The sequence below is a fragment of the Diaphorobacter oryzae DSM 22780 genome, from assembly GCF_059568935.1.
The window spans coordinates 59,345-72,011 of sequence record NZ_JCANUL010000011.1 but is presented as its reverse complement, the minus strand read 5'-3'; the positions used below and the strand labels follow the sequence as shown (position 1 = coordinate 72,011).

Below are 12,667 nucleotides of genomic sequence, written 5' to 3'. Positions count from 1 at the left end.
CCTCCGATGGAACCCTCACATGCCCCTGGTTGAATTCACCGCCCTGCTGATACTGGCCACCGCGATGAGCTTCACCCCCGGGCCGAACACCACCCTGTCCACGGCGCTGGCCGCCAACCGCGGCCTGCCCGCCGCCATGCGCTTCGTGGTGGCCGTGCCCGTGGGCTGGAGCGCGCTGCTGCTGCTGTGCGCCGCGGGGCTCGGCGCCGTCGTGCTGGCCGTGCCGGCGCTGCGCTGGGCGATCAAGGCCGTGGGCATCGCCTACCTGCTGTGGCTGGCGCTCAAGCTCTCGCAGTCGGGCCGCCTGTCGGAGGCCGACGCCGCCCGCCTCTCCGTGGGCTTCTGGCAGGGCGCGGCGCTGCAGTTCGTGAACATCAAGGCCTGGCTGCTGGCGCTGACCATCGTGGCCGGCTGGGTCGTCGGGCGCGACGACAGCCTGCAGCGCCTGGCCGTGGTGCTGCCGGTGATGGCCTTCTTCGCGCTGTCCAGCAACTTCGTCTATGCCGCCACGGGCGCGCTGCTGCGCCACTGGCTGGCGCACGGGCAGCGCCTGCTGTGGTTCAACCGCGCCATGGCCCTGGTGCTGGCGCTCACGGCCGCCTGGATGGTGATCGCATGACGGCGCCCACCATCACCCATCCGGTGCGCAACACCCAGCGCGACGAGACCCTGGGCCTGTGGCTCGGCGTGCTAGGGGTGGCGATCTTCGCCATCACCCTGCCCGCCACGCGCCTGGCCACCGGCACGGCCGAGGCGCCGCAGCTCTCGCCCTGGTTCGTCACCATGGGCCGCGCCGCGCTGGCGGGCCTGCTGTCGGCGGTCTTCCTGCTCGCCACGCGCTCGCCGCGCCCGCAGCCGCACCAGTGGAAGCCGCTGACGCTGGCCGTGCTTGGCAACGTCGTGGGCTACCCGCTGCTGCTGGCCTATGCGCTGCGCAGCGTCACGGCCAGCCACGCGGCCGTGGTCACGGCGCTGCTGCCGCTGGTGACGGCCGCCGTCGCGGCCGTGGTGCTGCACCAGCGCGCCCGCGCGGGCTTCTGGATCTGCGCCGTGCTGGGCAGCACGCTGGTGGTGGCGTTCTCGCTGCTGCGCGGCTGGCAGCTGGGCCATGGCTTCGGCCTGGAGGCGGCCGACGCGCTGCTGGTGGGCGCGGTCGTGGCGGCCTCGGTGGGCTACATCCAGGGCGCCAAGGTCACGCCCGCGCTGGGCGCCGAGCGCGTGATCTGCTGGGTCTGCCTGATGGCGCTGCCCGTCACGCTGCCCGCCGCGCTGTGGCTCTGGCCCGCGCAGCCGGTGGCGGCCTCGGCCTGGGGCGGCTTCGTCTACGTGGGCGTGTTCTCGATGTGGGCGGGCTTCTTCGCCTGGTACCGGGGCCTGGCCCTGGGCGGCGCGCTGCGCGTGAGCCAGGTGCAGCTGCTGCAGCCCTTTTTCTCGATCCTGGCAGCGATTCCGCTGCTGGGCGAGCCGCTCGACCTGGTGACGATCGGTTTCGCGGTGGCCGTGGTCGCCACCGTGCTGGCAGGCAAGAGAATGTCGTGACCGGGCTGCGCAGCCCCTAGCATTAGCACCTGCGGCCCCACCCGCAGGGCCGCAACCCGCCGCACGACGGCATTGTTGGAATGATTCGGCGCCATGAAAACGCGCCTTTTGGAGATGATGGAATGACGAACTGGACCCTGGCCGCACGGGCCGAAAAGATGAACCCCTCGGTGATCCGAGAAATCCTGAAGGTGACCGAGAAGCCCGGCATCATCAGCCTGGCCGGCGGACTGCCCTCGCCCCAGACCTTCCCGATCGACTCCTTCGCCGCCGCGGCCGCCACCGTGCTGGCCCACGAAGGCGCGTCGGCGCTGCAGTACGCCGCCAGCGAAGGCTACGCGCCGCTGCGCGAGGCGATCGCCGGGTTCCTGCCCTGGGACGTGCACCCCGACCAGGTGCTGATCACCACCGGCTCGCAGCAGGCGCTGGACCTGGCGGCCAAGGTGCTCATCGACACGGGCAGCCGCGTGCTGGTGGAAACGCCCACCTACCTGGGCGCGCTGCAGGCCTTCGCCCCCATGGAGCCCAAGGTGGTGTCGGTGGCCAGCGACGACGAGGGCGTGCGCATTGACGACCTGGCCGCCAAGGCCGGCAGCGGCACGGACAAGGCGCGCTTCCTGTACGTGCTACCCAACTTCCAGAACCCCACGGGCCGCACCATGACCGAGGCGCGCCGCGAGGCCCTGGTGGCCAAGGCGGCCGAGCTGGGCATTCCGCTGATCGAGGACAACCCCTACGGCGACCTGTGGTTCGACCAGGCCCCGCCCAAGCCCCTGACCGCGCGCAACCCCGAGGGCTGCCTCTACATGGGCTCGTTCTCCAAGGTGCTGGCGCCCGGCCTGCGCCTGGGCTACATCGTCGCGCCGCGCCAGATGTACCCCAAGCTGCTGCAGGCCAAGCAGGCGGCCGACCTGCACACCCCCAGCTTCAACCAGCGCCTGGTGTCCGAGGTGCTGAAGAACGGCTTCCTGGACCGCCATGTGCCCACCATCCGCCAGCTCTACAAGCAGCAGTGCGAGGCCATGGTGACGGCCCTGGAGCAGGAAATGCAGGGCCTAGGCGTAACCTGGAACCGCCCGGCCGGCGGCATGTTCCTGTGGCTGCGCCTGCCCGAGGGCATGAGCGCGCTGGAACTGCTGCCGCGCGCCGTGGAGCGCAACGTGGCCTTCGTGCCCGGCGCCGCCTTCTACGCCGAGCAGGCCGACACGCGCACGCTGCGCCTGTCCTTCGTGACCGCCACGCAGGAGCAGATCCGCACCGCGATCGCCGCGCTGGCCGCCGCCATCCGCGCGACGGCCTGATTTCCGCCCGCCCCTGACCGTCCCCGCGCGGGACGGTGGCTGCAGCCCCTGCGCGTGCGCGGGTGCCGCCGCCGCATGCCCGCGCCCCTTCTCATCACCGGAGCCCTCCCATGCGCCAGCGCCCGTTCCAGCAAGTCGACGTCTTCACCGCCACCCCCTATCTCGGCAACGCCCTGGCCGTGGTGCTGGACGGCGAGGGCCTCGACACCGACACCATGCAGCAGTTCACGAACTGGACCAACCTGTCGGAAGCCACCTTCCTGCTGCCACCCACCGAGGCCGGCCGCGCCGGCGGCGCCGACTACCGCGTGCGCATCTTCTGCCCGGGCCGCGAGCTGCCGTTCGCCGGCCACCCCACGCTGGGCAGCTGCCATGCCTGGCTCCAGGCCGGCGGGCAACCCCGCGTGCCGGGGCGCGTCGTGCAGGAATGCGGCGTGGGCCTGGTCACGCTGCGCAAGGACGGCGACAGCCTGGCCTTCGCCGCGCCGCCGCGCCTCAAGAGCGGGCCCCTGGACGAGGCCGATGTGCAGCGCATCGCGCAAGGCCTGGGCGTGGCGCGCAGCGACATCGTGGCGCATGCCTGGTGCGACAACGGCCCCAACTGGCGCGGCGTGATGCTGCGCTCGGCCGAGCAGGTGCTGGCCCTGCGGCCCGACGCCGCGGTGCTGGCCGGGCTGGACGTGGGCGTGATCGGGCCGCGCGGCAAGGTCGGCGTGATCGGCGCGCATGCGGCGGGGGAGGACATCGCCTTTGAGGTGCGCGCCTTCTTCCCCGGCAACAACGGCCTGACCGAAGACCCCGTCACCGGCAGCCTGAACGCCGCGCTGGCCCAGTGGCTCATAGGCGCGGGCCTGGCGCCCAGCCGCTACATCGCCAGCCAGGGAACGGCCCTGGGCCGCGCCGGCCGGGTGCATGTGCTGCAGGAGGACGGGCATATCTGGGTCGGCGGCCATGCGGTCACCTGCGTGCGCGGCGAGGTGCGGCTGTGACCGACGCGTCCTGCTGCCCCGGCATCGACCACCTCGTGGTGCTGGCCGCCGACCTGCGCGAGGGCGCCGACTGGTGCCGCCGCACGCTGGGCGTGGACCCGGCCAAGGGCGGCGAGCACCCGCTCATGGGCACGCACAACCGGCTGCTCAACATCTCCAGCCCCGCGCACCCGCGCAGCTACCTGGAGATCATTGCTATCAAACCAGGAGCTACTAGCGCACGCCCCATGGGCGCAAAACGCTGGTTTGATATGGATGATCCGGCCCTGCGCGCGCAGGTGGCCCGCGGCGGGCCGCAGTTCATCCACTGGGTGGCATGCGTGCCGGACATTGCCGCCAGCCATGCGGCGCTGGCCGCGCGCGGCGTGGACCGCGGCGAGATCATCACCGCCAGCCGCCCCACCTCGCTGGGCCTGCTGGAGTGGCGCATCACCGTGCGCGGGGACGGCCAGCGGCTCATGGACGGCTGCCTGCCCACGCTGCTCGAATGGGGCGAACGCCACCCCTGCCACGGCCTGCCGCACAGCGGCGTGCAACTGCAGTCGCTGCGCCTGCAGCACCCGCAGGCCGCCGCCCTGGCGGACGCCTGCACCGGCGCCGGGCTGCCGCCCATGCCCGTGGACTGGGCCAGCGCGCCCCGCCTGACCGCCACGCTGCTCACGCCGCTGGGGCCCGTGTGCCTCGCCAGCCATTGCCCCGAATGACACCCAACCAAGACACACCCATGCCCGCCATTGCCCTGCCCACGCTGGCCGACATCGAGGACGCCGCACGCACCGTTTACCAGGAATTCCAGGCCACGCCGCAGTACCGCTGGGGCCTGCTGGGCGAGCGCCTGGGCACGGAGTGCTGGCTCAAGCACGAGAACCACAACCCCGTGGGCGCGTTCAAGATCCGCGGCGGGCTCACCTACTTCGCGCAGATGGCGCGGCGCGGCCAGCTGCCGCGCGAGGTGATCAGCGCCACGCGCGGCAACCACGGCCAGAGCATCGGCTGGGCCGCGCGCCGCCATGGCGTGGCCAGCACCATCGTCGTGCCGCATGGCAATTCGGTGGAGAAGAACGCCGCCATGCGCGCGCTGGGCGTGAGCCTGGTGGAGCACGGCGACGACTTCCAGGCCGCGCGCGAACACGCGCTGCAGCTGGCGAGCGAGCGCGGCGCCCACATGGTGCCCAGCTACCACCCGGACCTGGTGCGCGGCGTGGCCACCTACTGGTGGGAATTCCTGCACGCCGTGCCGCACATGGACGTGGCCTACGTGCCCATCGGCCTGGGCTCGGGCGCCTGCGCCGCCGTGGCGGCCAAGCTGGCGCTGGGCCACCGCGTGCGCATCGTGGGCGTGGTGAGCCGCCATGCCACGACCTATGCCGACTCGTTCGCCGCAGGCCGCGTGGTCGCCTCGCCCGTCAGCACGCAGGTGGCCGACGGCATGGCGGTGCGGGTGGCCGACCCCGATGCCCTGTCGGTGCTCATGCCCCACCTGGACCGCCTGGTGCAGGTGGACGATGCCGAGGTGGCCGCCGCCATGCGCGCCCTGTTCAGCGACACCCACAACGTCGCCGAGGGTGCCGGCGCCGCGGCCCTGGCAGCCGCCCTGCAGGAGCGCGAGGCGCTGCGCGGCCAGTGCGTGGGCCTGGCGCTCACGGGCGGCAATGTGGATGCCGCGGCCTTTGCCCGCGTGCTGCTCGGGCCATGATACGGCGCCAAAACCTGCCGCACCCCCGCGGCAGGTTTTGATCTGCAAAACCACCAACGCCAGCCCAAGCGCAAGGCACCGCAAGAACGCCAGGGTTTTCCCGGCAAGCTATTTCACCCAGCAAAACTTTCGGCAGCGCGTTTGACGCACGGTGCGCCGCGCCAACACCATTGCCTCCAAGCCGCTGCACCCGCGGCACTGGAGACAAGACCATGCGATGGAGACAACGCCCCGCCGGTTCCAACTGGGGTGAATTCGGGCCCGACGACCAACTGGGCCGCGCCAACCTGATCGGCCCCGAGCAGGTCCGCAAGGGCGTGCAGGAGGTGCGCGAGGGCATCAGCCTGTGCCTGTCGCTGCCCCTGGACTACCCCGGCGGCAATGGGCTCAACGCGCGGCGCCTGCCGCCGCAGCTGCGCCCCACGCGGCGCGAGGGCATTCCCTACGTGAACTTTCCGCTGGGCCATGTGTACCCCGGCGCCACGGACGTGGTCAGCGACGACCAGGTGCTGCTGTCGCTGCAGTACTCCACGCAATGGGACTCGCTGGCCCATGTGGGCGCGCTGTTCGACCCCGAGGGCGACGGCCGCCTGCGCACCACCTACTACAACGGCTACCTTGGTCATGGGCACATCCTGGGCCCGCAGGACCACGGCATTCCCACGCGCGACGAACACGGCGCCCCCGCGCGCTACCAGCCCCAGTGCTGCGCCGGCCGCGCGCCCGACGAGAGCGTGGCCCGGGCGCTGGGCGTGGAGCACCTGGCCGTCAAGGGCATGCAGGGCCGCGGCGTGCTGGTGGACCTGGAACGCACGTACGGCATGGCGTTCCGCGACATCGGCTACGACGAACTGATGCGCGCCATGGAGCGCAGCGGCGCCACCGTGGAGCCGGGCGACATGCTGCTGCTGCGCACGGGCTTCGCCGAGCTGGTGCTGTCCATGCAGCGCCAGCCCGACGAACACCGCCTGCACCACAGCTGCGCGGCGCTGGACGGCGGCGACGAGAGGCTGCTGCAGTGGATCACCGACAGCGGCATTGCCGCCCTCGTCGCCGACAACTACGCCGTGGAACGCCACCCGCCGCGGCGCGTGCCCACCGACGGTTCGCCCTACCCCGTGCTGCCGCTGCACGAGCACTGCCTGTTCAAGCTGGGCCTGCCGCTGGGCGAGCTGTGGTACCTGAAGGAGCTGGCCGATCGGCTGCACGCCCTGGGACGCACGCGCTTTCTGCTCACCGCGCCCCCGCTGCGCCTGCCCGGCGCCGTGGGCTCGCCCGTCACGCCCATCGCCACGCTCTGATTTCCCCACACACACAACCAAGGAGACAACCATGCACCGCCCCACCCCCCTCACCACCGCCTGCCGCACGCTCTGCACCGGCCTAGCCCTGCTGGCCGCCAGCACGGCCGCCACGGCGCAGATTTCCGACGACGTGCTGCGCCTGGGCATCCTGACCGACCTGAACGGCCCGTTCGCCGACATCACCGGCCCCGGCAGCGCGGCCGCAATCCAGATGGCCATCGACGACTTCGGCGGCCAGGTGCTGGGCAAGAAGATCGAGCTCATCGTGAGCGACCACCAGAACAAGGCCGACATCGCCTCCAGCAAGGCGCGCGAATGGTTCGACACCGGCAAGGTGGACGCCATCATGGACGTGGCCGTTTCCGCCCCCGCGCTGGCGGCGCTGGAGATCGCCAAGCAAAAGCAGAAGGTGATCATCTTCAACGGCCCCGGCCTGGACCGCCTGACCAACGACCTGTGCATGCCCAGCACCGTGCACTATGTCTACGACACCTATGCCCTGGCCAACGTGACGGCCAGCGCCATCACCCAGCGCGGCGGCAAGGACTGGTTCTTCGTCACCGCCGACTACGCCTTCGGCCACAGCCTGCAGGACCAGGCCAGCGCCGTGGTGACGGCCCAGGGCGGCAAGGTGCTGGGCGCGGCCAAGCACCCCATCGGCGCGACCGACTTCGCCTCGTTCCTGCTGAGCGCGCAGAGCAGCAAGGCCCAGGTCGTCGGTCTGGCCAATGCCGGCGGCGACACCGTCAACACCATCAAGGCCGCGCGCGAGTTCGGCCTGACCCAGGGCAAGAACAAGCAGACCCTGGCCGGCCTGCTCATGTACATCAACGACGTGCACGCCATCGGCCTGCGCACGGCCGCGGGCCTGATGCTCACCGAGGGCTTCTACTGGGACATGAACGACGAGACGCGCGCCTGGTCCAAGCGCTACTTCGAGAAGATGAAGAAGATGCCCAACATGAGCCAGGCGGGCGCCTACTCCTCCACCATGCACTACCTGAAGGCCGTGCAGGCCGCCAAGACCGACGACACGGCCAAGGTCATGGCGCAGATGAAGGCCCTGCCCATCAACGACTTCTTTGCCAAGAACGGCCGCATCCGCGAGGACGGCCGCATGGTGCACGACATGTACCTGTTCGAGGTGAAGTCGCAGGCCGAGTCCAAATACCCCTGGGACTACTACAAGCTCGTGGCCACCGTGCCCGGCGACAAGGCCTTCCTGCCGCTGTCGCAATCCAAGTGCCCGATGGTGAAGAAATGACGAACACCGTCCTCGTCGTAGGCGCCACCGGCGTCGTGGGCCAGGCCTGCCTGCGCCACTTCGCCGCCCTGCCCGGCTGGAAGGCCGTGGGCGCGGCGCGCCGCCCCATCGCCCTGCCCGAGGGCGCCACTTCGCTGCAGCTGGACCTGCAGGACAGCGTGGCCTGCCGCGCCGCCCTGGGCGCGCGCGACGACATCACCCACATGGTCTACGCCGCCGTGTACGAGCAGCCCGGCGGGCTGGTGGGCGGCTGGCGCGACCAGGAACAGATGCGCACCAACCTCGCGATGCTGCGCAATGTCGTCGAGCCGCTGGACCGGCCCGGCAGCCCGCTGCGCCACGTCACCATCATGCAGGGCGGCAAGGCCTACGGCGTGCACATCCACCCGCAGATCGCCGTGCCCGCACGCGAGCGCTGGCCGCGCGACGCGCACGAGAATTTCTACTGGCTGCAGGAGGACTTCCTGCGCGAGCGGCAGGCGCAGAGCGGCGCCTGGCACTTCACCATCATGCGCCCGCGCATCGTGTTCGGTGACGCCATGGGCAGCCACATGAACCCCATACCGGCCATCGGCGTCTATGCCTGGCTGCGCCACGCACAGGGCCTGCCGCTGGCCTACCCCGGCGGCCCCGCCCGCGTGAACCAGGCCATCGACGCCGACCTGATCGCCCAGGCCTGCGCCTGGGCCGCCGAGTCGCCCAACGCCCGCAACGAGACCTTCAACCTGGACAACGGCGACGTGTTCGTCTGGCAGAACGTCTGGCCCGCCATCGCCGACGCGCTGGGCATGCCCGTGGGCGAGCCCGAGCCCCAGTCCCTGGGCGCCACGCTGCCGACGCAGCAGCGGGCCTGGGAACGCATCGTGGACCGGTACCAGCTGGCGGCGCCGCGCGAGCTGGCGGCCTTCATCGGCCAGGGCGCGGCCTATGCCGACTTCCAGATGAACCACGGCAAGGCCGGCCCGCTGCCGCCGGTGATCATGAGCTCGGTGAAGATCCGCCAGGCGGGCTTTCACGCCTGCATCGACACCGAGGACATGTTCCGCAAATGGTTCGGCCGGCTGCAGCAGCGCCGCTTGCTGCCCACGGCGGAGCAGGCACGCGCCGGATAGCCACGAAAGCCATGGAACCCGTCGCCCGCGTGACAAGCGCCAGCGACCGGCCTGCCCACAATCCACGCCCATGGGAACCCTCTACCTCGTGCGCCATGGCCAGGCCTCGTTCGGCGCGGATGACTATGACCGGCTGAGCCCGCGCGGGCATGCGCAGGCGCAGCGGCTGGGCGCGTACTGGCGCGAGCGCGGCCTGCGCTTCGACGCCGTGCTGTGCGGCACGCTGCAGCGCCACCGCCAGACGCTGGAGGGCATACAGCAAGGGCTGCACGGCGCGGCGCCCGCGCCGCTGCTGATGCCCGGGCTCAACGAGTACGACAGCCATGCGCTCATCCATGCCGTGCACCCCGCGCCGCTGCCGCGGCCCGACACGCCCGCGTTGTACAAGCAGCATTTCCGCCTGCTGTGCGACGCGCTCGCGCAGTGGATGGGCGGCACCATCAGCCCGGCCGGCATGCCGAGCTGGGACGACTTCTCCGGCGGCGTGCGCACGGCGCTGGAGCATGTGCGCCACCACCACACGGGGCAGAACGTGCTGCTGGTCTCCAGCGGCGGCCCCATTTCCACCGCCGTGGGCGAGGTGCTGTCCACGCCACCCGAGGTCACCATCGCGCTGAACATGCGCATCCGCAACAGCGCGGTGACGGAGTTCAGCATCGCGCCGAAGCGCCTGATGCTGCAGACCTTCAACACCCTGCCGCACCTGGACACGGACGAGCACCGCGACTGGATCACGCACGCCTGACGGGCAGCGCACTCTCAAAATTCGAGGCATTTAGGCCGCAAAGCCTTACCACGAAAGCGCAATTAGCTATTTAATTTAAAGCAAAACACCATGGGCGGCCCAATTGCGGACCTGCACTTCATGGCGCCCCTTCACGGCCGCGGCGACGGCGGGCGCGGCTCAGCCCGCGCCCGGTTCGCGCAGCGTGCTCAGCGGCAGGGCGTGCAGCTCCTGCAGCAGCGCCGCCAGTTGCGCCGCAGCGGCCTCCACCACCGCACGGCCCTTGTCTGCCGTGGCCCCCGCCGCATTGCCCACGGCGCCCGCGGGGTGGTAGTCCTCGATGGCCCAGCCCATCTTGGCGCTCTTGCCGTTGCCCAGGATGGCGTAGCGCTCGGCGCGGTCCTGCGAGCTGGAGCGCCAGGCCTGCGCATGCTCCATGTGCACCGTGGCGGGCGCGAGGTGCAGCATCATCGACGTTTCGATCTCGCCGCCGTGGATGCCAAAGCGGTGCTCCTCGGCGCTGAACTGCGCGCTCACGGCCTCGGGCAGCGGCAGGCTGAACCAGCTGCAGCTATAGACAAGCAAGCCGTGGCGCTGGCGCAGCTCGCGCGCCACGATGTCCATGGCGCTCACGTTGCCGCCATGGCCGTTGAGCAGCAGCAGCTTCTTCACGCCGGCGCGCGCCACGCAGGCGCCCAGCTCGGACCACAGCGCGATCAGCGTGGCGGGCGAGAGCGAGAGCGTGCCGGGATAGGACAGGTGTTCGGTGGACAGGCCGATGTTCTGCGAAGGCAGGAACAGCGCCGGCAGATCGGCGGGCAGCAGCGGCAGCGCGGCGTCGATCACGCCCTGCAGCAGCGCGGCATCCACGCCCAGCGGCAGGTGCGGGCCATGCTGCTCGACGGCGGCCACGGGCAGCACGGCCACGGTCTGCGCGGCCAGGCCCGAGGCCAGGGCTTCGGCAAAGTCACGCGCGGACAACTCGGACCAGAGGCGGGAGGGATGGGGCATGGTGCGCATGGTAGCGCCACGGCCCCGCCACAACGCGGCGCCTCACCGTCAGTCCCTTGGCCCGCGCGCAGGCCGCCGCCGGTGCGCTGCCCCTAACAGCGCACGCCACGGGTCGCCATACCGCACTTGCAGTATGGCGACCGGCGCCATGGCTGAAGAAACTGCCAGCAGGCGGCCCGCCGGCTTCGCGCCGGCACCCGCCATGACCCTATTTCCCAGAAAGGCAGACACACCATGACCCTCCGCAATGTTCCGTGGCCCCACTCGCTTCTCGCCGGCGCAGTGCTGGCACTCAGCGCCTGCGGCGGTGGCAGCGACGGCGATGGCAAGACCCCGACCCCCACGCCCGAGCCGCAGCCGCCCACCACGCAGGAGCTGGTGACCCAGTACATCCAGGCCAGCACGGCCATCACGGCCACGCGGCTGCCCGACGCGGGGGCCGACCGCTATGCGATGCTGGATGCCTGCTATCTGGGCCAGGGCAGCAGCAAGGCCGCGCTGGTCGCCGCCTGGAACGACGGCGGCGCGCAGCGCCTGGCCGCCAACGCCTACATGGTGGGGCGCCAGTTCACCAACGTGCAGGTGCTGGCCGAGCGCAAGACCACGAACGCCGACGGCTCGGCGCGGCATGAGGTGGACATCGGCTATGACGAGAAGTACACCAACGGCACCACCACCACGGGCCAGACCGAGACGCTGGTGGCCGGCAGCACGGCCGGCGCCTGCGACACGCCCCAAACGGGCGCCGCGCTGCGGGCGCTGGGCAACCGGCGGGCGGTCAGCGTGTCGCTGGTGGCGCGCAACACGCTCAACACCTTCTTCAAGCTGGCCGATGGGCAAAGCGCGGCCACGCCCTACCAGCTGCGGCGCGAGGTGCAGTTCGCCGTCATCGACCCCGCCAAGGCCGCCACCTACGTGGTGGTGAGCTGGCCCTCGCCCACGGCGGGCGCGGCGCCGCTGTCGCTCAAGCTGCTCTCGCCCCGCGTGGCGCGCGATGCGGCGGAGATGCAGGGCACGCCCGGCAACGCCACGTATTCCGACACCGACCGCTTCCGGATCTGCCGCTCCGACGCGCAAGGCAGCGTGGCCAACGCCGCCACGGCCGACTGCGCCAAGCTGGGGCTGCTCCAGGACACGTGGGGCGCCTCCGTCTGGCCGCCGGCCAATGCCGAAGCCATCGCCAGCGGCGAGGCACGCTATGCGGCCTGGGGCTTCGCCGCCGGTACGGAGTTCACCTTCCAGGTGCATGCCGACGATGGCTGGAAGACCGTCAACGGGCAGCAGGGCCAGACGCCCATCGCCACCTACCGGCTGTCGCTCAAGAACGCCCCCTATCCGTTCGCGGAGATGACGCCCGCGAACTTCCCGCAGATCACCAGCGTCTCCCCGACGCCCCTGGAGATCGCGACCGCGTTCAAGGGCGCGGGCGGCACGGCGCGCATCCAGTGGCAGGTGGCCAAGGTGCCCGCGGGCGGCCTGCCGATGGTGTTCTCCGACCTGTCGTCCTACCGCCAGGGCCCCAAGGAGGGTTCCGCCAACGGCCTGCCGACCGTGCGCACGCGCGCCCAGTCGGTCACGGCGGCCCCCGGCGCGACCGAGGCCCTGCTGCCCTTCGGCGGCAAGCCCGAAGGCGCATCGGCCACGACCTACGGGGAGTTCACGCTGACCCATGTCGACCGCAACGGCCGGCAGATGCGCCACAGCGTGCAGTTCCAGCCGTAAGCACG

Annotated in this window: 12 protein-coding genes; 11 read left to right on the top strand and 1 reads right to left on the bottom strand. The window is 71.2% G+C overall.

Features of this window, described 5'->3' with window-relative positions; all coding sequences use genetic code 11:
- The first annotated feature begins 19 nt into the window (after positions 1–19).
- From BP68_RS15520 to BP68_RS15475, 10 genes are all read left to right on the top strand, one after another.
- Entirely contained in the window at positions 20–619 is a 600-nt protein-coding gene (locus tag BP68_RS15520) for a LysE family translocator (RefSeq protein ID WP_496373367.1), read from the top strand.
- Positions 616–1,539, top strand: coding sequence for a DMT family transporter (locus BP68_RS15515; RefSeq protein ID WP_496373365.1), 924 nt, complete (start codon positions 616–618; stop codon positions 1,537–1,539). The genes BP68_RS15520 and BP68_RS15515 overlap by 4 nt, the downstream gene beginning before the upstream one ends.
- 122 nt (positions 1,540–1,661) lie before the next feature.
- Entirely contained in the window at positions 1,662–2,840 is a 1,179-nt protein-coding gene (locus BP68_RS15510) for an aminotransferase-like domain-containing protein (RefSeq protein WP_496373363.1), read from the top strand.
- 110 nt (positions 2,841–2,950) lie between these two features.
- Positions 2,951–3,829 (top strand): PhzF family phenazine biosynthesis protein, encoded by an 879-nt coding sequence (locus BP68_RS15505; RefSeq protein ID WP_496373361.1) that lies wholly within the window; start codon positions 2,951–2,953, stop codon positions 3,827–3,829.
- A complete protein-coding gene (locus BP68_RS15500) occupies positions 3,826–4,533 on the top strand; it encodes a VOC family protein (protein WP_496373359.1) in 708 nt (235 codons plus the stop codon). Before BP68_RS15505 ends, BP68_RS15500 begins: the two co-directional genes overlap by 4 nt.
- 20 nt (positions 4,534–4,553) lie before the next feature.
- A complete protein-coding gene (locus BP68_RS15495; protein WP_496373357.1) occupies positions 4,554–5,525 on the top strand; it encodes a threonine dehydratase in 972 nt (323 codons plus the stop codon).
- A gap of 212 nt (positions 5,526–5,737) precedes the next feature.
- On the top strand, positions 5,738–6,826 hold the full coding sequence (locus BP68_RS15490; RefSeq protein ID WP_496373355.1) for a cyclase family protein: 1,089 nt from the start codon (positions 5,738–5,740) through the stop codon (positions 6,824–6,826).
- A 31-nt stretch (positions 6,827–6,857) separates the two neighbouring features.
- Positions 6,858–8,093 carry an ABC transporter substrate-binding protein gene (locus BP68_RS15485; protein WP_496373353.1) on the top strand — a complete coding sequence of 412 codons (1,236 nt, stop codon included), beginning with the start codon at positions 6,858–6,860 and terminating at the stop codon, positions 8,091–8,093.
- Positions 8,090–9,205, top strand: a complete 1,116-nt coding sequence (locus BP68_RS15480) for an SDR family oxidoreductase (protein ID WP_496373351.1) — start codon at positions 8,090–8,092, stop codon at positions 9,203–9,205. Before BP68_RS15485 ends, BP68_RS15480 begins: the two co-directional genes overlap by 4 nt.
- 70 nt (positions 9,206–9,275) lie before the next feature.
- Positions 9,276–9,950, top strand: coding sequence for a histidine phosphatase family protein (locus BP68_RS15475; protein WP_496373349.1), 675 nt, complete (start codon positions 9,276–9,278; stop codon positions 9,948–9,950).
- Positions 9,951–10,109: 159 nt separating this feature from the next.
- Here the strand turns inward: BP68_RS15475 and BP68_RS15470 are convergent, their stop codons facing one another.
- Positions 10,110–10,940 (bottom strand): creatininase family protein, encoded by an 831-nt coding sequence (locus BP68_RS15470; protein WP_496373347.1) that lies wholly within the window; start codon positions 10,938–10,940, stop codon positions 10,110–10,112.
- Positions 10,941–11,174: 234 nt separating this feature from the next.
- On the opposite strand from BP68_RS15470, the gene BP68_RS15465 reads away from it, so the two are divergent.
- Entirely contained in the window at positions 11,175–12,662 is a 1,488-nt protein-coding gene (locus BP68_RS15465; protein ID WP_496373345.1) for a hypothetical protein, read from the top strand.
- Positions 12,663–12,667: the final 5 nt, after the last annotated feature.